The 20,831-nt window shown below is 64.4% G+C and carries 12 protein-coding genes; 4 read left to right on the top strand and 8 right to left on the bottom strand.

The genetic code is table 11. From position 1 onward, the window contains the following. Window positions 1-26: 26 nt before the first annotated feature. A complete protein-coding gene (locus tag ACIPZG_RS18645) occupies window positions 27-2,798 on the top strand; it encodes a dermonecrotic toxin domain-containing protein (RefSeq protein ID WP_400716000.1) in 2,772 nt (923 codons plus the stop codon). 231 nt (window positions 2,799-3,029) lie between these two features. On the opposite strand, the gene ACIPZG_RS18640 is transcribed toward ACIPZG_RS18645, so the two are convergent. From ACIPZG_RS18640 to glnE, 8 genes are all read right to left on the bottom strand, one after another. Next, window positions 3,030-4,469: a lipopolysaccharide kinase InaA family protein gene (locus ACIPZG_RS18640; protein WP_400715998.1), complete on the bottom strand. Its 1,440-nt coding sequence runs from the start codon at window positions 4,467-4,469 to the stop codon at window positions 3,030-3,032. Then, window positions 4,469-5,221, bottom strand: a complete 753-nt coding sequence (locus tag ACIPZG_RS18635) for a lipopolysaccharide kinase InaA family protein (RefSeq protein ID WP_400715996.1) — start codon at window positions 5,219-5,221, stop codon at window positions 4,469-4,471. The genes ACIPZG_RS18640 and ACIPZG_RS18635 overlap by 1 nt, the downstream gene beginning before the upstream one ends. Beyond that, window positions 5,218-5,952, bottom strand: a complete 735-nt coding sequence (locus ACIPZG_RS18630; RefSeq protein WP_400715994.1) for a lipopolysaccharide kinase InaA family protein — start codon at window positions 5,950-5,952, stop codon at window positions 5,218-5,220. The genes ACIPZG_RS18635 and ACIPZG_RS18630 overlap by 4 nt, the downstream gene beginning before the upstream one ends. Continuing rightward, complete coding sequence (gene rfaP, locus ACIPZG_RS18625) at window positions 5,952-6,758, bottom strand: lipopolysaccharide core heptose(I) kinase RfaP (protein WP_400715992.1); 807 nt, start codon at window positions 6,756-6,758, stop codon at window positions 5,952-5,954. Before rfaP ends, ACIPZG_RS18630 begins: the two co-directional genes overlap by 1 nt. After that, entirely contained in the window at window positions 6,755-7,879 is a 1,125-nt protein-coding gene (locus ACIPZG_RS18620; protein ID WP_400715990.1) for a glycosyltransferase family 4 protein, read from the bottom strand. Before ACIPZG_RS18620 ends, rfaP begins: the two co-directional genes overlap by 4 nt. Further along, complete coding sequence (gene waaC / locus ACIPZG_RS18615; protein WP_400715988.1) at window positions 7,879-8,937, bottom strand: lipopolysaccharide heptosyltransferase I; 1,059 nt, start codon at window positions 8,935-8,937, stop codon at window positions 7,879-7,881. The genes ACIPZG_RS18620 and waaC overlap by 1 nt, the downstream gene beginning before the upstream one ends. Next, entirely contained in the window at window positions 8,938-9,987 is a 1,050-nt protein-coding gene (gene waaF / locus ACIPZG_RS18610; RefSeq protein ID WP_400715986.1) for a lipopolysaccharide heptosyltransferase II, read from the bottom strand. Window positions 9,988-10,214: 227 nt separating this feature from the next. Then, entirely contained in the window at window positions 10,215-13,148 is a 2,934-nt protein-coding gene (gene glnE / locus ACIPZG_RS18605; RefSeq protein ID WP_400715984.1) for a bifunctional [glutamate--ammonia ligase]-adenylyl-L-tyrosine phosphorylase/[glutamate--ammonia-ligase] adenylyltransferase, read from the bottom strand. Between the two features lie 383 nt (window positions 13,149-13,531). On the opposite strand from glnE, the gene aceE reads away from it, so the two are divergent. The 3 genes from aceE (at window position 13,532) to ACIPZG_RS18590 (ending at window position 20,758) form a co-directional block, all read left to right on the top strand. After that, on the top strand, window positions 13,532-16,177 hold the full coding sequence (gene aceE, locus ACIPZG_RS18600) for a pyruvate dehydrogenase (acetyl-transferring), homodimeric type (RefSeq protein WP_400638855.1): 2,646 nt from the start codon (window positions 13,532-13,534) through the stop codon (window positions 16,175-16,177). A gap of 13 nt (window positions 16,178-16,190) precedes the next feature. Further along, complete coding sequence (gene aceF / locus ACIPZG_RS18595; protein ID WP_400715982.1) at window positions 16,191-17,828, top strand: dihydrolipoyllysine-residue acetyltransferase; 1,638 nt, start codon at window positions 16,191-16,193, stop codon at window positions 17,826-17,828. Window positions 17,829-18,076: 248 nt separating this feature from the next. After that, complete coding sequence (locus ACIPZG_RS18590; RefSeq protein ID WP_400715980.1) at window positions 18,077-20,758, top strand: putative bifunctional diguanylate cyclase/phosphodiesterase; 2,682 nt, start codon at window positions 18,077-18,079, stop codon at window positions 20,756-20,758. Window positions 20,759-20,831 lie beyond the last annotated feature (73 nt).

Genomic DNA, 20,831 nt, shown 5'->3' with positions numbered 1-20,831 from the left:
CGACCTTGTCATCAGGACCAGCCCGCATGCGCCCTCTCGAACAACTCGAACGGATCGATCAACAGATCCGTGATCTACTGAAAAATCTCCCGGCACCACAGACCGACGATGCAGCCACACGCTCTCGCCTGCATGGCGACCTGGCCAGTTTCTGGAGCACACCGGACGACGAAGGCCTGACGCCCCGGCAACACCTGCTGCGGCTGCGTAATGCCCAACTGGTCGCCGAAGCCCGGCTGCGCCTGGATGACCAGACCCTGACCGACGAGCAGGCCGCGCTGCTATACACCTGCCTCGCCTTTCCCCTGGCCGGTCAGCGCAGGCATTTGCCATTGGGCCAATGCTCGCAGGTGTACCGCATACTGATCGAAGGCTTTCATCCCAACTGGCGCAGTTACCTGCCAGGCACGCTGGTCGTCATCGGCGGTACCGAAGAAGGCCGGATGCTCACCGGGCAAGCCACGACAGGGCCGGTGCTGCTCTGTAGCCTGACCCAAGGCATCGAAGCGTTCGACACCCTCGCAGAGCTTCATCGGGAGCTGTGTGAAAGGCTCGAAGACCCCTTGCAGAGCCAGTCGCTATTACGCCTCTACAGCGATGCCACTCAGGCCGAGCGTGCCCGCCAGGCACAGCGCCTGCGTTATGACTGGTACGCCGACAGCCTGCTCGAAGCGCAGATCGACGTGGTCATCGAGGCCCAGCGCCAACGCTTCAACGACCCGAACCTTTGGCTCGACGCTACTCGCGAGCGGATGAACGCCGCCATGGCGCTGGATCGCGACATCGACAGCCAGGCCTTGGTGCGCACGCGTTACTCGCTACTGCTGGAAAAGAACCTCCCCAATTGGCTGCGCAATGCCGGCACTCAAGGGCTGAGTCACATCATGCAAACCATGCAGGAACTGGTGGTAGCAGCCGAGCGAGCGGCGGCTCCTGGCATTCTCGACATCCGGGCGTTCACCCAGCAACACAGCCTGCTCGCCTGGGCCAGAGCGCGCCTGGGTGAGCGCTTGCGCAGCGACCTGGGCATCGACAGCCCACCCGAACAGATTGAGGTCAGCGTGGTCCGCACGCGGCGAACCGGGGCCATACTGCATCCGTTCGCCACCTCGTCCTATATCGCCTACCACGGCTTGCTGCGGGTGGGCGATGAAATGATCGAAATGGTCAAGGAGACCCAATCGCTGGACCAACTGGCCCTGCGCAACTTGCCCTGGTTCGATACCGACTATTGGCTGACCGCACAGGTGACACACCGTCAGGGCAAGGCGCTGCCGCCCGAACTGTCGGCGGCTTATGTGAAGGGCCTGATCAGGGACCTGAACGTGGGTGGCAGTTACAGAGACTTCCTGCAAACCCAGCTGATCACGTCCAAGGCTGGCAAGTGGCGGTTGCGCAATCATGCCCTGGTCAACCGTGCGCGCCTGCGTGCCGAAGCGGCCAAGGCCCGTTATGCCGGGCACTTCGGCGACGACCCCTTCGAACATGGCTATCAATGGGCGAACGCCGTGATCGATCATCCACACAACGCTTTGCGCCCACTGGTGGCCGGCTATGCGATCAAGGCCCGGCAACTGCGCATCATGGGGCATACGCTGCAAGGCGTGCTATTGATCAACACCACCGCCCAGCGCTCCCCCAGTTGCGTGTTGTACACCCCTGATGCACCGGACCGCAGGGCTTGGCGCCGATTCCGCAACACTCGCGAGCTACTGCGCACCCTACGCCAGCAGCCCCCTCTGAGCGACTACGTCGTCCAGCGTTTGCCGCTGCTGCCTGCCGCGCAGGTAAGGCGCTTGTTGAGCAAAGGCAAGCTCAGCACATCCCTGAGAACCCCGGAGATCGAAGACGACCTGTTCTATGCCTGCTACATGGCCGAAGCCCGTGCCATGCTGGCCGATGCCAATGCCAATAGCAGGACGACCCGGGAGGTCGACGCACAGTCGATCCTCGACCTGTCCTGGCGCCTGCTCGACTTCATCGGCCTGTTGCTGCCCAGCCGGGCCTTGCTGGCCCTGTCCGTCGGGCGTATGGCCATCGATGTCTGGGACGGCGTCAACGCGTTCAAACAGAAGGATGCAGAAGGCGTCCTGCGCCATGCCTACAACACCCTCAGCCATGCCAACGACGCTGCCATCAGCTACGCCGGCTCCGGCCTGCTGCGACGCACCCTGCGCGGCATGCCCAGGCAACCGCCGTTACCCTTGCCCAAACGCTTCGAGGTGCAGGTGGATGTCAGCACCCTGCGCTACCGCATCGATGGCATCTACGGCGAGGGTGTGTACGAGCAGGTCTCGCCGTTTGGCGGGATGTCGCAGTACTTCGTCAAGGACAAGGACAACCGCCACTACAAGGTCAGCTTCGATGGCCAGCGCTGGCGGGTCATCGACCCCGAACAGCCGGATGCCTACTTGCAGCAGCCAGTGAAGCGCAAGACCGACGGGCAATGGGTGATCGACTCACCACTACTCTGGTATGACGGGCTGCCGGACCTGCAGCAGTTGCTGGATGACTGCTACCTGAGCGAGGCGCTCGAGGGCGTGCCGCTGGAGGTGGCGCAAGGCTTGTATGAGGCTGATGGGCAGCTGTATCTGGTGCTGCGCAAAGGGCAAGTGCTCGTTCGCCGGCATCTGCTGCAGGATCGGTTGCATCTACCGATCCCGACGGCACAGGAGGCGGGTGTGGTGCCTTGGGCGGTATTGCGCTGGGAGGCAGGCAAGTGGCTGATCCGTGTGCGCCAGGCCGGGCGGAGCAGCGACTGGATACCGTTGCCGGATGTGCCATTGAAACTTGGCTGAAAGACTGCGGCGGCCAAGTTGCCATTGCCGGCGATAGGGCCCGAGAATACAGCCCAATTGCAGGGCTCAGCGTGATCCATGTGGGAGCGGGCTTGCCCCGCGAAACAGGCAGCGCGGAGCATGGCACCGGCTTCGCCGGTGTTCGCGGGACAAGCCCGCTCCCACAGGAATCGCGTCAACTTTTAGAAATTGAGCAAGACAGTTGCTCCCACAGGGGTCGTGGGGGTTTCGTCAGGCCAGCTTCGGCAACAAGCGGTCGAGCCGCTGGTGCAAGGCGCTACCACTCGGCCAGTTGCGCAGCAGCCGTGCCCGGTCCCGGGCATAGGCCGGCGCGAAGCTGAGCTGGGTGGCATGCTGGCACATGGCGTCGAGGTCGATCAGCGACCACTGGCCGTTCTGCCAGAACAGGTTATGGCCCTTGAAGTCGCCGTGGCTGATGCGCTCGCGGATCAGCTGCTGCATCACGTGCACCAGCGCATCGACCTGTTCCTCAGGCGCATCACCGTTTTCCACGTAAGGCGCGAAGCAGGCCGTCAGGTCCGGGCCATCGGCAAATTCGGTGACCAGGAAAGCCCGGCTGCGCAGGCCCATGACGCGCTGCTCCAGCACCGCCAACGGGCGCGGCGTGGCGATGTCGAGAAACGCCAGACGGTGGCCTTCGATCCAGGAGTGCCAGGCGCGGCTAGGTCGCCAGAAGCGCTTGAACCAGTGCGCGGTGTTCTTGATGTTGTAGCGTTTGAGCACCAGGGTGCGGCCGCCCACCTCGATGCGCGCCACACTGGCCGCACCGCCGGTCTTGTACAGGTGGCCCTGGTCGATCAGCGCATCGGCCTGCTCCAGCACCGGCAGCATGGCCTCGACTTCGCCACGGCGAATCGCGCGCAAACCGGACAGGCTGCGCTCGACGCTGAACAGCGTGCATTCGCGGCCGGCCTTTTCCAGGTAATCCTTCAGGCGCCAGTTGCGCACCTTGTCCACCTGCTTCTGCAGCGCTTCCATCGGCAACGCATGCTCGGCGTTGGCCAGCAGGTAGTGCACCAGCAGCTCTTCGATGAACGGCTCCAGGCGCTTGGGCAACTGGGCGAAGAACACGCCGAGGTTTTCCAGCACGCGCGGGCGCGACAACTGCTGGCCGGGCGTCTCGGCCTTGATGCCGGCGCCGTCGATCAGGTACAGCTTGCCGCCGTGACGCAGCAGGTTGTCCAGATGCAGGTCTTCCTGCCACAGGCCCTTGGCGTGCATCTGCGCCACGGCGGTCAGCGCTTCGCCGAGCACCAGGTGCTGCTCGTCCGCCAGTACCGGCAGGCCCTCTACCGCTGCCCAGGCATCGGCCAGGCTTTCGGCACCGTCAAGGAACTCGAACAACAGCCAGCCACCCTCGCCTTCCTTCAGGCCGTCGGCCAGCAGCTTCGGTGTGGTCAGGCCTTGTTCGGCCAGCAGCTTCACCCCGTCCAGCTCACGCTGGAAATGGCGCGCGGCGTTACTGCCCACCAACAGCTTGGCCAGCACCGGTGTACCACGCCAGACGCCGGCGCCCACATAACGCTGGCCTGGCAATACGCGCAGCAGGCTGAGCAGCTGCAGGTCGGCGCTGCCGGCCGCATCGGCCAGGGTCACGGACAAGGGCAGCGATGGGCTGCGTCCGGCGGCTTTCAATTCAGACAAACGCATCAGCGGGCCTCTTTTTCACGACGGCGTTGCGTCAGGCGTTGCAGCCAGTTTTCGACTTTGGCGCCCTCGGCCGGCTGTACCAGGTAGGCGGCCAGCAGCTGGCGCACGTCCGCCTCGCTCCAGGCGCGAGCACGGCGCAGCAGCGGCTCCAGGTCCTTGAGCCGGTCGCGCATGCCGAACAGCAGCGGTCGGGTCTTTTCCAGATCGATCAGTTGCGCATCCCAGCCGTCACGGCGACGACGCAGGAAGATGTGCTTGGGGTAGAAGCAGCCATGCACCTGGCCGGCGCCGTGCAACGTCCGCGCCAGCAGGCCGCAGGCCTGGAGGATACCGCCACGTTCGGCCTCGGTCAGCTCGGGCCACTGGGCCAGCAGGCTTTCCAGGTCGCTCCAGTCGTCCAGCGCGCGGGTCAGCAGGATCGCCCGGTGCTGGCCGTCCTGCTTGCGCTCCCCGTAGAACACCGCCTGCAGGGCCGGGATCTGCAGCTTCTGGTAACGGCTGATGTTGCGGAACTCGCGGGCGAAGGTCGGTTCGCCGAAGGGTCGGTGCAGGGTGCGGGTCAGGTAGTCGCTCTGGCGCTTGAGGTAGTAGCCTTTGCCTTCGAGCTCCAGGCGGAACACGCTGCTCCAGCCGCCACGGCCGGTATTGGGTTCGTCCACGGCATCGAGCTGCAGCGCCCACAGCGCCTCGAAGTCGTTGAGGCCATGGCGCTTGAGCAGCGCGAGGTCCGCGCTGGCCAGGTAATCGGTCATTCCCTTCCCTCGAAGAAACTCAGCACCTGGCGAATGCGCCGCTTGTCGCGCACGTTCAGGCGATGGCGCCCGCGGTACTGCAGGTAGAAACGCAGACGCTGAGTCGCCGACAGGTGATATTTGGCGACCTTGTCCAGGCACGCCAGGTCCTTGATCATCCGGTGGCGCCACATGAATCCACGCCAGAAGTCGCCGGTCGGACAGTCGATGAAAAATAGCGTGCCCAGGTCGTCGACCAGCAGGTTGCGCCACTTCAGGTCGTTGTGGGCAAAACGATGCTCGTGCATGACCCGGGTGTAGCGCGCCAGTTGGTGAGTGACATGCTTGACCCAGTGGCGGTCGGCCAGACGTGGGTCGTTGCGCTCGGCCAGCGCCGACAGGTCTTCAGTGTTCGGCAGCTCGCGGGTGATCATCGCGCCACGGCCAAAGGCCAGGCCTTTGCGTTCCAGGCCCCAGGCGACCACTTCGGCGGTAGGGATGCCCCACTTGGCGAACTGCTTGAGGTTCTGCCATTCGGCCTTGATCCGCGGTCGGCCCAGGTAGCGGCGCATATGCTTGCCGGCACCGGTGTAGCGCTTGACGTAGTAGTGGACGCCGCCACGCTCGACACGGATGACCTCGCTGAGTGGGTCGTGGGTCAGGCGCTCGCCCTGCAGGGCGAACACCGCATCAAGACTGCCGAAGTCCGCCGCCAGCTGTTCATAGCCCGGCGCCAGTGTCCAACCCGCCATCAGAGTGCATCCCCATAGCGTTGCTTGCGGTCGTAGAGTTTTTGCGCCTTGCGTTCGAGCCAGGCGAGCAGCGCCGCCTCGTCGACGAGGATCTGGCGCAGCGGGCGCTGGAAATACCCGCGCAGGAAGCGCAGCTTGTCACGCTGGGTCAGGCCGATGTCCAGCGCCGAGAAGTACAGCGCGGCCAAGTCCTTGTCACGCCAGCGGCGGCTGATTTTCGCCCGGGTCTGGGCACGGTGCAGGTCGATGACCGACAGTTTGAAGTCATCCGCCGTCACCGGGCGGTCGGTGTGCAGGAGGAAGTGGCAGATGTAGCAGTCGCGGTGGTTGACCCCGGCGCGGTGCATGCCGCCGGTCATCTTCGCCACTTCGCCGATCAGCGCACGCTTGAGGCGCGGCTCGGGCGGCTGCTTGACCCAGTCGAGGCTGAAGTCTTCCAGGCTGACGGTCGGCGCCAGCTCCTCGGTGACGATGAACGAATGCTGGGTCGCCGGGTTGCTGCCTCGCTCGCCATAGGCGACCGCCGTCATGGTCGGCACGCCAACCTCATGCAGGCGCTGGATGGCCTGCCACTCCTGACCAGCGCCGAGCACCGGCAGCTTGGCGGTGAGCAGGTTCTTGAAGATCTCGCTCCAACCGATGCCGCGGTGGATCTTGACGAAGAAACCTTCGCCTTCGACCACCGTACGCAGCGTGCGGCGCCCTTCCAGCTCGCGGTAGACCTCCCCTTGCAGCGCTTCCACGGCCTCGAAGGCATCACGCCCGGCCCACAGGCGCTTGAAGGGTTCGGCCAGTATCAGCTTCATGCGGTCTCCTGCCCCAGGATCACGTCGGCAGCATGCTGCGGCATGCTGTACAAGTCAGCGGTCTCGGCAAAGGCCAGGCCGTTGCGCGACCACTCGGCACGCGTTTGCGGCTCTTCGAGCATGCGCTGCAGGTAGCGGTTGAGCTGCTCCTGCTCGAACGGCTCATCCAGCACCAGGCCGCAGTCGGCCTCGGCGATGTAATGGGCGTAGCCACAGACCTTGGACACCAACACCGGCAGGCCGGCGACCAGGGCTTCGAGCAGCACCGTGCCGGTGTTCTCGTTGTAGGCCGGGTGGATCAGCAGATCGGCACCGAGCAGGAAGCGCGGGATGTCGCTGCGACCCTTGAGGAACTGCACCTGATCGCCCAGGCCCAAGGTGGCGCTCTGCAGCTGGAACACCTTGGGGTCGTCCTGGCCGATGACCATCAGCCTGGTGCGCTTGCGCAGCGCCGACGGCAGCGCGGCCAAAGCCTTGAGGCTGCGATCCACGCCTTTGGTCTTGAAGCCCGAGCCGATCTGCACCAGCAGCAGGTCGTCATCGCCCAGGTTGAATTCCTTGCGAAACTCGGCGCGGATCTCGGCGGCATTGGCCGGCGCGCGGCGGTCCTGGGAAATGCCCGGCGGCAGCAGGTGGAAGCGCTCGACCGGCGTGCCGTAGTGCTTGATGAACAGCGGTTGCTGCACCTCGGAAATCATCAGCACTTCGGTGTGCGCATCCTTGGCGAACACGGCCCGCTCGTAATCGGCAAAGTGCCGGTAGCGGCCCCAGCGCCGGTACAAACCGCCGCGCAGGGTCTGGGCCTTGTCCTCGAAGCAGCCGTCGGCGGCGTAGTACACGTCCAGCCCCGGCATCTTGTTGAAGCCCACCAGCCGGTCGACCGGGCGCTTGGCCAGGTCTGCCGCCATCCAGGCGCTGAGCTTCTCGTTGCGGCGGTGGTTGAACAGCGCCTTGACCGGCGCCACCAGCACCTCGAAGCCCGGCGGAATATCACCCTCCCAGATCAGCGTATAGACACGGATCTGGTGGCCCCGCTTCTGGCACTCCAGGGCAATGCGCATGAAATCGCGCTGCAGCCCGCCAAAGGGGAAATACTTGTAAAGCACGAAAGCCAGTTGCATCAACGGACATCCTCAGCCAGCAGCAGCGCGCTCAAGCGGCTCGCCACATGCTCGGGATTCAGGCGAGTGAAGCACAAAGGCCACTCGCGTTTGAGATCGAACCGGCGCACATCGTCGGCGCTCGGTTTATAGGTGCACTTTTTCTGCAGGCACGGCGCGCAAGGGAAGTCGCTGGCCTGGTGGACCTGGACGCGGCCGTAGGCGCCGGTCAGGCCCGGGTTGGTCGGGCCGAACAGCGAAATGGTCGGCACATCCAGTGCCGCGGCCAGATGGCCCAGGCCAGTGTCCACCGCCACGCAGGCCTTGGCCGCTGCCAGCACGCGAGCGACGCCGGCAAGGTTCAATTTGGGCAGTACTTCACAGTTGTTCAAGCCCTGGGCGATACGCTCGGCACGTGCCTTCTCGGCTGGGTTGCCCCATGGCAGGCGCACCTGCAGCTTGCGCCGGCCCAGGCGTTCGGCCAGTTCGCGCCAGTAGGCTTCGGGCCAGTGCTTGGTCGCCCAGGTGGTGCCATGCAGGAACACCACGTAGGGCGCGGCCGGTGGCAGCTGCAGGCGGTCGAGGTCCAGGCCGTAGTTGCCGATGCCTTCCGGCAAGTCGTAGGCCAGGGCCATGGCGAACAGCTGGCGTACGCGTTCCACCGCGTGCTGGCCGACCGCGACCGACAGGCGCCGGTCATAGAAGCGACTGGCCAGGCCTTCGCGCGCCGAGAAGCGGTCGAGCCCGGCCACCGGCGCCTTGACGTAGCGGGTCAGCCAGGCCGATTTGACCAGCCCCTGTGCGTCGATCACCAGGTCGTACTTGTGCTCGCGCAGACGTTGCTTGAAGGCCTTCCACTCACCGCTCTTGAGGGTCTGCCAGAGGTTCTTGCGCCAACGCCGAATGGCCACCGGGATGACCCGGTCGACCGCCGGATGCCAACTGGGGATTTCGGCGAAGCCCTCTTCCACCACCCAGTCGAAGCGAATGCCAGGGATGGCATGGGCAGCATCGGTGAGTGCCGGCAGCGTGTGGATCACGTCGCCCAGCGACGAGGTCTTGATGATCAGTACCCGCACTTAGTCGACCTCGGCCACGGTATCGATCAGGTTCGGCCCGCCCAGGCTGTACAGCGCCGTGATCACCTTGCCAGGCTCCAGCAAACGCAGGCAGTTGTAGTGGCCGAAGCGGCAGGTACGGTCGAAGCACGGGCTGCACTCGATGCCCGTGCGCACGATCTCCACGTGTTCTGCCAGCGGTGGCGTGAAGCCCGGGGAAGTCGAGCCGTACACCGCGACCAGCGGGCGGTTCAGCGCTGCGGCCACGTGCATCAGGCCAGAGTCGTTGGACACCACGGCATGGGCGCAGGACATCAGGTCGATGGCTTCTGCCAGCGAGGTTTCACCCGCCAGGTTGTAGGATTCTTCACGCAAGCCCGGAATCAGCCGGTCACGGATCTGCTCACCGACCGGGTGATCGTTCTTCGAACCGAACAGCCACACCTGCCAGCCTCGGCGAATCATGGCATCGGCCACTTCGGCATAGTGCTCGGCGGGCCAGCGCTTGGCCTCGCCGAATTCGGCGCCTGGGCACAACGCCAGCACCGGGCGATCCAGTTCGAGGCCGAACTTGGCCATGGCGGCCTCGCGGCTCGGCGCCTCGATCTGCAGGCTGGGCCGTGGATAGGGCTTAGGCAGCTCGGCGTCCGGCGCGTAGGCCAAGGCCATGAAGCGCTCGATCATCAGCGGGTAGCGGGCCTTGTCCAGCTTGCGCACATCGTTGAGCAAACCAAACCGCATTTCACCACGCCAACCGGTGCGCTTCGGGATGCCGGCGAAGAACGGCACCAGCGCCGACTTCAGCGAGTTGGGCAGCAGGATCGCCTGGTCGTACTGGCCGGCTAGGGACTTGCCGATACGCCGGCGCGTGGCCAGCTCCAGCGCACCGTGGCCGAGCGGGAAGCTCAAGGCCTGGCGTACCTCGGGCATGCGCTCAAGGATCGGCCGGCTCCACTCGGGGGCCAGCACGTCGATCACGCAGTCGGGGTGCTGCTGTTTCAGGCACTGGAACAGGGTCTGCGCCATCACCATGTCGCCGACCCAGCTGGGGCCAATGATCAGTATTCTCATGCTTAGTCCAGAAACGCTCGGGGAGGCTACAGGCTGCGCTACAGCCTGGCCTCCCCTCTTTATATTCAGGCTATGTGGCGGACAGTGTACCACCGGTGGTGGGACATGGACCTTTGGGGCTGCTTTGCAGCCCTTTCGCGACACAAGGCCGCGCCTACAGAGTGAATGCAATCTCCTGTAGGAGCGGCCTTGTGTCGCGAAAGGGCCGCAAAGCGGCCCCAACAATCTCAAGTCAGCCCAAGCTCACCCCAGATCCGCCGCACCTCGCGGCGTTCATCGGCAAACAGCGTCGCGTCGATCACCCCGGCCTCTTTCTGCAAGGCCTGGCGGTGTGAAGCAGAACGAAACGCCTTGTACACCTCGCGCAGCAGGATCGTATCGCTGGCCGGCATCAACTTGGCCTGCTCCAGCTCTTCCAGAATGCGGATGTTATCGGTCCATCGAAGAATGGCCGGATGGTCGTGGGACCAGGCCAGAGCGGCGTATTGCACCATAAATTCGATATCGACGATACCGCCGGCGTCCTGCTTGATATCGAACGCCATACCGTTGTCGAAAGCGTTGCTGGCAGTGCCTGCAGCCGTCGCCTTGGTGCCCAGGTTGTCGCGCATCTTGGCGCGCATCTCGCTGACTTCGCTGCGCAGCTTGTCGAGGTCGCGGGGCTGGCCCAGCACCTTGGCGCGCACACTTTCGAATGCCGTGGCCAGCTGCTTGCAGCCCACCAGCACCCGGGCCCGCACCAGGGCCTGATGCTCCCAGGTCCAGGCTTCGTTCTGCTGGTAGCGCTCGAACGCGCCCAACGAACTGACCAGCAGGCCCGACGCGCCGGAGGGGCGCAGGCGCATGTCGACGTCGTAGAGTTGGCCTGAGTTGGTCTGGGTGGTCAGCAGGTGGATGATGCGCTGCCCAAGGCGGGTGAAGAACTGCGCGCTGTCGATCGGTTTGGCGCCGTCGGTTTCGGCCTGCGGGTCGCCGTCGTGGATGAACACCAGGTCCAGGTCCGAGCCGTGGCCCAGCTCCAGGCCGCCCACCTTGCCGTAGCCGATGATGATGAACCCCGGGTCGCACAGGCTGCCGTCGCTGCGCTTGGGCTGGCCATGCCGGGACACGGTCTGGCGCCAGGCCAGGGCCAGCACCTGGTCGAGGATGGCCTCGGCCAGCCAGGTGAGGTAGTCGCTGACCTTCATCAACCGCAGGTTGCCGCTGATTTCCGAGGCGGCCACACGCAGGCTGTGGGCCAGCTTGAAGTGGCGCAGCGCCTCCATCTGTTGCTCAAGGTCGTCCTCGGGGATGCGCGTCAGCCGTTCGCGCAACTCGGCCGCCAGTTCCGGCGCCATCGGCGGGCTGAACAGCCGGCCTTCATTGAGCAGTTCATCGAGCAGCAACGGGTAGCGGGCGATCTGCTCGGCAATCCACGGGCTGGCAGCGCACAAGGTCAACAGCCGGCGCAAGGCGCTGGGGTTTTCGGTCAGCAGCACCAGATAGGCAGAACGCCGTGCCACGGCCTCGACCAGCGGCAGCACCCGCTCCAGTACCAGGTCCGGGTTCTCGTGCTCCACGGCCTGGGCCAGCAGCCGAGGGATAAAGGCATCCAGGCGCTCACGGCCGATGCGCTGCATCGAGCGCAACTGCGGGCTGCCATGCAGCCCGGCCAGGCGCCGCAAGGCTTCGGCGGGTTTCTTGAAACCGGCCTCCTGCAGCTGCCGGCAAGCGGCTTCTTCATCTTGTGCCTGCTCCCACAGCGGCGACCACTCGCCGCCGACCACTAGTTCGCCTTCGCCGTCTTCGTCATCCGGGTCGGCGATCACCTGGCGGAAGTGCCAGTCGACACGGCCACGCCAGTGCATCAGATGGTCATGGAAACTTTGCCAGTCGGCATAACCGAGCATGTAGGCCACCCGCGCGCGATCAAGTTCGCTGTCCGGCAGCATCTGCGTCTGGCGGTCGGCAATGGCCTGGATGGCATGCTCGGTATAACGCAGGAATTCATACCCCTCGCGCAGCTCAAGCACCACCGCTGTCGGCAGGTAGCCCTGGCCCTCCAGGGTCGCCAGCACCTTGAGCAAAGGCCGTTGCTGCAGGCTCAGGTCGCGTCCGCCATGGATCAGCTGGAAGGCCTGGGCGATGAACTCCACCTCGCGGATGCCGCCGGCACCGAGCTTGATGTTGTCGGCCATGCCCTTGCGTCGGACCTCCTGCTGGATCAGCTGCTTCATGGTGCGCAGCGCCTCGATGGCAGAGAAGTCCAGGTAGCGGCGGTAGACGAACGGGCGCAGCATGCCCTGCAACTGCGCACCGGCGTCATGGTCGCCCGCCACTACCCGCGCCTTGATCATGGCGTAGCGCTCCCAGTCACGACCCTGGTCCTGGTAGTACTGCTCCAGGGCGTTGAAGCTGAGCACCAGCGAACCGGCCGAGCCATAGGGGCGCAGGCGCATGTCGACACGGAACACGAAGCCATCGACGGTCACCGGGTCCAGCGCCTTGATCAGCCGCTGGCCCAAGCGGGTGAAAAACTCCTGGTTGTCCAGTGAACGCTTGACCCCTTCGGTTTCGCCACCTTCGGGGAAGGCGAAGATCAGATCGATGTCCGACGACAGGTTCAGCTCCACCGCCCCCAGCTTGCCCATGCCCAGCACCACCATATGCTGCGGCTGGCCGCTGCGGTGGCCGATCGGCGTACCGAACTGCTGGCAATGGCGCGGGTACAGCCATTGATAGGCTTCGTCGATGGCCGCATCGGCCAGGTCGGACAGGTCGCGGCAGGTTTCGCCGAGCTCGGCCTGGCGAGTGATGTCGCGCCAGATGATGCGCAGTTGCAGGCGGTTGCGCTCGCGACGCAGGTTGCGCGCCAGTTCCTCTTCGCTCTGCGCTGCCTGTGCCGCGGCGGCGATGTGCGCGCGCAGCTCGCCCCCTACATAACGTCGCTCCAGCTCACCGCTGGCCACCAGCGCAAACAGCATGGCCGGCTCGCGCTGGGCAAGGCCCAGGACGAAGTCGCTGGCCGCCGCCACCTGGTCGAATTGCTGCCGGTGGACCGGGCTCCAGGCCGTCAGGTCAAGTTCGGGGTGGCCAGCCAGCGCATCGAGCAGAAACTGCTGATTACGCGCGACCAGCGGTTGCAGGGTGGCAGGCAGTTCGAGCGGCAAAGGCAGGCGCATGGACTATCCTTGATCGGCGTGAATGAGAGGGTTGAATGCGGCCAAGAGGAAGCTGGACCACGGTTGGACTGTCGTACAAAAGTTGGAAATAGCTGAAAAAAACGAATCATTGGCATCAAACATCAAGAATCACCCGTTCGCGACACAACGCCAACCAACATGAACGTTTTTCCTCACAAGCCAAGGTGCGACCAAACGTCGCATTTGTGTAGTATTACTACTACCCCGCCCGTGTAAAAGCATGAAATACGAAAGCAAATGTAGTAAAACTACACGCCGCCGGTGCACACTCCGGTAATCCAAGAATTCACGACGTCTGCCCATAAGGCCAGTCGCAAACTCAGGCCCCCGATTCTGGTGGCCTTTCCGCCCTGGAGCAAGCCATGCAAGACCTCGATCCAATCGAAACCCAGGAATGGCTGGATGCCCTGGAGTCGGTCCTCGACAAAGAAGGCGAAGACCGCGCTCATTACCTGATGACCCGCATGGGCGAGCTGGCCACCCGTAGTGGCTCCCAGCTGCCATACGCAATCACCACGCCATACCGCAACACCATCCCAGTCACCCACGAAGCACGCATGCCTGGCGACCTGTTCATGGAACGCCGCATTCGCTCGATGGTGCGTTGGAACGCGCTGGCCATGGTGATGCGCACCAACCTGAAGGACTCGGACCTGGGTGGCCACATCTCCAGCTTCGCCTCCAGTGCCACCCTGTACGACATCGGCTTCAACTACTTCTTCCAGGCCCCGACCGAAGAACACGGCGGCGACCTGATCTTCTTCCAGGGCCACGCTTCGCCAGGCGTCTACGCCCGTGCCTTCATGGAAGGCCGCATCAACGAAGACCAGATGAACAACTTCCGTCAGGAAGTGGACGGCAAAGGCCTGTCTTCGTACCCGCACCCATGGCTGATGCCTGACTTCTGGCAGTTCCCGACCGTTTCCATGGGTCTGGGCCCGATCCAGGCGATCTACCAGGCGCGCTTCATGAAGTACCTGGAAGCCCGTGGCTTCATCCCGGCTGGCAAGCAGAAGGTCTGGTGCTTCATGGGCGACGGCGAGTGCGACGAGCCGGAATCCCTGGGCGCGATCGCCCTGGCTGGCCGCGAGAAGCTGGACAACCTGATCTTCGTCATCAACTGCAACCTGCAGCGCCTCGACGGCCCGGTTCGCGGCAACGGCAAGATCATCCAGGAACTCGAAGGCGTGTTCCGTGGCGGTGGCTGGAACGTCAACAAGGTCGTCTGGGGCCGCTTCTGGGACCCACTGTTCGCCAAGGACACCAACGGTGCCCTGCAGCGTCGCATGGACGAAGTCATCGACGGCGAGTACCAGAACTACAAAGCCAAAGACGGCGCCTACGTGCGTCAGCACTTCTTCAACACCCCAGAGCTCAAGGCCATGGTCGAAGACCTGTCCGACGACGAGATCTGGAAGCTCAACCGTGGTGGCCACGACCCGTACAAGGTCTATGCGGCCTACCACCAGGCGGTCAACCACAAAGACCAGCCGACCGTCATCCTGGCCAAGACCATCAAGGGTTACGGTACCGGTGCCGGCGAAGCCAAGAACACCGCGCACAACACCAAGAAGGTCGATGTCGACAGCCTGCGTCACTTCCGTGACCGCTTCGACATCCCGGTCAAGGACAGCGAGCTCGAGAACCTGCCGTTCTTCAAGCCCGAAGAAGGTTCCGCCGAAGCCAAGTACCTGGCCGAGCGCCGTTCCGCACTGGGTGGCTTCGTGCCACAGCGCCGCGCGAAGAGCTTCAGCGTGCCGACCCCGCCCCTGGAAACCCTGAAGGCGATCCTGGACGGCTCGGGCGACCGCGAAATCTCCACCACCATGGCCTTCGTGCGGATCCTCGCGCAGCTGGTCAAGGACAAGGAAATCGGCCAGCGCATCGTCCCGATCATCCCGGACGAAGCCCGTACCTTCGGTATGGAAGGCATGTTCCGCCAGCTGGGCATCTACTCGTCGGTCGGCCAGCTCTACGAGCCAGTCGATAAAGACCAGGTGATGTTCTACCGCGAAGACAAGAAGGGCCAGATCCTCGAGGAAGGCATCAACGAAGCCGGCGCCATGTCGTCGTTCATCGCTGCCGGTACTTCGTACAGCTGCCACAACCAGCCGATGCTGCCGTTCTACATCTTCTACTCGATGTTCGGCTTCCAGCGTATCGGCGACCTGGCCTGGGCCGCTGGCGACAGCCGCACCCGTGGCTTCCTGATCGGCGGTACCGCCGGCCGTACCACCCTCAACGGTGAAGGCCTGCAGCACGAAGACGGCCACAGCCACATGATGGCGGGCACCATCCCGAACTGCCGCACCTATGATCCGACCTACGGCTACGAGCTGGCGGTGATCATCCAGGACGGCATGAAGAAGATGACCGAAGAGCAACAGGACATCTTCTACTACATCACCGTGATGAACGAATCCTACCAGCAGCCAGCCATGCCGGCCGGTGTCGAGGAAGGCATCATCAAGGGCATGTACCTGCTCGAGGACGATACCCGCGAAGCCGCGCACCACGTACAGCTGATGGGCTCCGGCACCATCCTGCGCGAAGTTCGCGAAGCGGCGAAGATCCTGCGTGAAGAGTTCAACGTCGGTGCCGACGTGTGGAGCGTCACCAGCTTCAACGAACTGCGCCGCGACGGCCTGGCCGTGGAACGCGCCAACCGCCTGAAGCCTGGCCAGAAGCCAGAGCAGACCTACGTCGAGCAGTGCCTGGCTGGCCGCAAAGGCCCGGTTGTTGCCTCTACCGACTACATGAAGCTGTTCGCCGAGCAGATCCGTCAGTGGGTGCCGAGCAAAGAGTTCAAAGTCCTGGGTACCGATGGTTACGGTCGCAGCGACAGCCGCAAGAAGCTGCGTCACTTCTTCGAAGTCGACCGCCACTTCGTGGTGCTGGCTGCCCTGGAAGCCTTGGCTGACCGTGGCGAGATCGAACCGAAGGTGGTGGCTGACGCTATCGTCAAGTTCGGCATCGATCCGGACAAGCGCAACCCACTGGACTGCTGAGGAGTATTTTTAAGTGAGCGAACTCATTCGCGTACCTGACATCGGCAGCGGTGAAGGTGAAATCATCGAGCTGTTCGTCAAGGTCGGTGACCGTATCGAGGCCGACCAGAGCCTGCTGACCCTGGAGTCCGACAAGGCCTCCATGGAGATCCCGGCGCCCAAGGCCGGTGTCATCAAGGAACTGAAGGTCAAGCTGGGCGACCGCCTGAAAGAAGGCGACGAACTGCTGGTGCTGGAAGCCGAGGGCGCCGCTGCGGCGCCCGAGGCTCCGGCCGCGGCACCTGCCCAGGCTGCCGCACCGGCTCCGGCTGCTGAAGCTGCCCCTGCTGCCGCCCCGGCTGCAGCACCTGCCGCTGCCAGCGTGCAGGACATCCACGTGCCGGATATCGGTTCGTCGGGCAAGGCCAAGATCATCGAAGTGCTGGTCAAGGTCGGCGATACCGTCGAAGCCGACCAGTCGCTGATCACCCTGGAGTCCGACAAGGCCTCCATGGAGATCCCGTCGCCTGCTGCTGGCGTGGTCGAAGAAGTCCTGTGCAAGCTCGAAGATGAAGTCGGCACTGGCGACCTGATCTTCAAGCTCAAAGTCGCTGGCGCTGCCCCGGCTGCAGCACCGGCTCCGGCCGCTGCTGCGCCAGCCAAGGCTGAAGCTGCTCCGGCCGCCGCACCTGCTGCTGCCCCGGCTGCCGCTGCCCCTGCTCCGGTTGCCACCGCACCGGCTGCCGGCAACAACGCCAAGGTTCACGCAGGCCCGGCGGTTCGCCAACTGGCCCGTGAATTCGGTGTCGAGCTGGGCGCGGTTGCCGCTACCGGTCCGCACGGCCGCATCCTGAAAGAAGACGTGCAGGTCTACGTCAAGGCGATGATGCAGAAGGCCAAGGAAGCACCAGCAGCCGCTGGCGCAACCGGCGGCGCTGGCATCCCGCCGATCCCGGCCGTGGACTTCAGCAAGTTCGGTGAAGTGGAAGAAGTGGCCCTGACCCGCCTGATGCAGGTCGGTGCCAACAACCTGCACCGCAGCTGGCTGAACGTGCCGCACGTGACCCAGTTCGACTCTGCCGACATCACCGAGCTGGAAGCCTTCCGCGTTGCGCAGAAGGCCGTGGCCGAGAAGGCTGGCGTCAAGCTGACTGTGCTGCCCCTGCTGCTCAAGGCCTGCGCCTTCCTGCTCAAGGAACTGCCGGACTTCAACAGCTCGCTGGCGCCAAGCGGCAAGGCCATCATCCGCAAGAAGTACGTGCACATCGGCTTTGCCGTGGACACCCCGGATGGCCTGCTGGTCCCTGTGATCAAGAACGTCGACCAGAAGAGCCTGCTGCAACTGGCTGCCGAAGCTGCCTCGCTCGCCGAGAAAGCCCGCACCAAGAAGCTGTCGGCCGACGACATGCAGGGCGCCTGCTTCACCATCTCCAGCCTCGGCCACATTGGCGGCACCGGCTTCACGCCGATCGTCAACGCGCCTGAGGTGGCGATTCTCGGTGTGTCCAAGGCAACCATGCAGCCGGTCTGGGATGGCAAGGCCTTCCAGCCGAAGCTGATGCTGCCGCTGTCGCTGTCCTACGATCACCGTGTGATCAACGGCGCTGCCGCCGCGCGCTTCACCAAGCGCCTGGGCGACGTGCTGGGCGATATCCGCACCATGCTGCTGTAACACGCAGCCAACCTGCCTTCCTTCGGGGAGGCAGGTACCTTTTTCGAGCTGCCACGCTCGTACCTCAACCCCGTCAATTGGCGGGGCTTTTTTTTGCCTGTGCCGCAGCAACCTTCAGTTTCCCGCCCCGCCGCCGAAAACATACACATGACACGCCACATGGCCGCTTGCCAGCCCTGGGGACATGATGCAACCTTGCCAGATGCGCCGCCGCCCAGGCCGCGTCTCCCTCTTCAAGCGAGTCTTCGATGAAAAGCCAACCCGATGCCGCCAGCCGTGTGGCGGCCGAGGTCGTCACGCAGCTTCCCGTGCCCTCGCGGCTCGGCATGCTGCGTTTCGAAAGGCTCAACGAAGCGACCTGGGCAATGCTCTACCTCGACCCCGCCTGCGAGCGCCAGTTCGGCCTGCCCGCCTCCGCGCTGTGTGCGCTGATCGACGCGCCGTATGCCAGCCTCATGGAGCCGGAAGCGCGCTACCGCCTGCACGACGAAATCCAGCTGCAGCTCAACCGCCGCAGCTATTACCGCGTGCGCTACACCTTGCACGCACAGTCGCGCACGCTGCGCATACTGGAGGCCGGCGAAGCGTTCAAGCAGCACAACCGCCAGCTGCTGCGCGGGTTCCTTACGGTGCTCGAAGACGAAGACGACGAGCTGGATGCCACCGATCTCGAGTCGCGCAACAACCGTCTCGAACTGGCCCTGCAACTCAACCAGCGCGCCCAGCAAGAGCAGCTCGAACACCTGGAGCGCGTGCGCGGCCAGCAGGACCTGATCCTGCGTCTGGCCCGGCAACGCTATAGCGCCGAGAACTCGCTGCTCGAAGCTGCGCAGTTGATCACCCGCAGTGCCTGCGAAATCTACAAGGTCGACAGCGCCAGCATCTGGCACCTGGAAGAACAGCGCCTGGAGCCGATCAGCGCCTGGCTGCGCAAGGAGCAGGTCCACCGCCTGCCCGACCCTATCGACGCCAGCCGCTTTCCCGACTATCTGGAAGCCCTGCACGCCAGCCGCGCCATCGATGCGCACAACGCCAACCACGATCCGCGTACCCGTGAACTGGCCGAGACCCTGTACGCCGACAACAACGCCATGCTCGACGCCAGTATCCGTGTCGATGGCCAGGTGGTCGGCGTGCTGTGCCTGGAGCAGACCGGCCAGCCGCGCACCTGGCAATCGGATGAAATCGCCTTCGCCGGCGAGCTGGCCGACCAATTCGCCCAGGTCATCACCAACCACAACCGGCGCACCGCCGCCAGCGCCCTGCACCTGTTCCAGCGCGCCGTGGAGCAGAGCGCCAGCGCGTTCCTGCTGGTCAACCGCGATGGCGTGGTGGAGTACGTCAACCCCAGCTTCACGGCGATCACCCAGTACAGCACCGAGGAGGTCCAGGGCCACCACCTGGCCGAGCTGCCGGCGCTGGAGAACCTCAGCGAACTGCTGTTCGATTCGCCGTCGAGCCTGGCCATGGGCAACAGCTGGCAAGGCGAGTTCAAGAGCCGGCGCAAGAACCTCGAACCGTACTGGGGCCAGCTGTCGATCTCCAAGGTCTACGGCGACAACCGCGAGCTGACCCACTACATCGGCATCTACGAAGACGTCACCCAGACCAAGCTGGCCCAGCAGCGCATCGAGCGCCTGGCCTACACCGACAACCTGACCAACCTGGGCAACCGCCCAGCGTTCATCCGCAGCCTCGACGAGCGCTTCGCCCGCGAAGGCGACAGCTCGACCTGCCTGCTGCTGGTGGACATCGACAACTTCAAGCGGATCAACGACAGCCTCGGCCACCAGACCGGCGACAAACTGCTGATCAGCCTGGCCCGGCGCCTGCGCAACAGCCTCAGCGCCAGTGGCGTGCTGGCCCGTTTCGCCAGCAACGAATTCGCCGTGCTGCTCGACGACACCAGCCTGGAAGACGGCCAGGGCGTAGCGCTGCAACTGCTGCGCACCCTCGACAAGCCGATGTTCGTCGACAACCAGTTGATCAACGTGACCGCCTCGGTGGGCCTGGCCTGCGCGCCGCTGCACGGCAGCGACCCGACCACCCTGATGAAGAACGCAGGCCTGGCCCTGCACAAGGCCAAGGCCAACGGCAAGCATCAGGTGCAGGTGTTCACCGAAGTGCTCAATGCCGAGGCCAGCTACAAGCTGTTCGTGGAGAACAACCTGCGCCGCGCCCTGACCCAGAACGAGCTGGAGGTGTTCTACCAGCCCAAGCTGTGCCTGCGCAGCGGTCGCCTGCTGGGCCTGGAGGCGCTGCTGCGCTGGAACCACCCCGAGCGCGGCATGATCCGCCCCGACCAGTTCATCAGCGTGGCCGAGGAAACCGGCCTGATCATCCCCATCGGCAAGTGGGTGGTCCGCCAGGCGTGCTGCATGAGCCAGCAACTGCGCGAGGCCGGCATGGGCAACCTGCACGTGGCCATCAACCTCTCGCCCAAGCAGTTTTCCGACCCCGACCTGGTGGCATCGATCGGCACGATCCTCAAGGAAGAAGCCCTGCCCCCGCACCTGCTGGAGCTGGAGCTGACCGAAGGCCTGCTGCTGGAGGCCAGCGAAGACACCCACCGCCAGCTCGATGAGCTCAAGGCCCTGGGCCTGACCCTGGCCATGGACGACTTCGGCACCGGTTATTCGTCGCTGAGCTACCTGAAGAAGTTTCCGATCGACATCATCAAGATCGACCGCAGCTTCATCAACGAGATCCCCGACAACCAGGACGACATGGAGATCACCTCGGCGGTGGTGGCCATGGCCCACAACCTCAAGCTCAAGGTGGTGGCCGAAGGGATCGAGACGCCGGAGCAGCTGGCGTTCCTGCGTCGGCACCGCTGCGACGTGGGCCAGGGCTACCTGTTCGACCGGCCGATTCCGGGGCGTGAGCTGGCGGAAAAACTCAAGCGCTATCCGCGCGGTCCAATGGACTGACAGCTGCGCCAAGCTCGGGCACTATAGAGTCCATTCGGGCCTCATCGCGGATGAATCCGCTCCTACAAATGCG

Source organism: Pseudomonas sp. NPDC089395 (assembly GCF_044749525.1).
Lineage (GTDB): Bacteria > Pseudomonadota > Gammaproteobacteria > Pseudomonadales > Pseudomonadaceae > Aquipseudomonas.
This window is presented reverse-complemented; position numbering and strand designations above follow the sequence as displayed.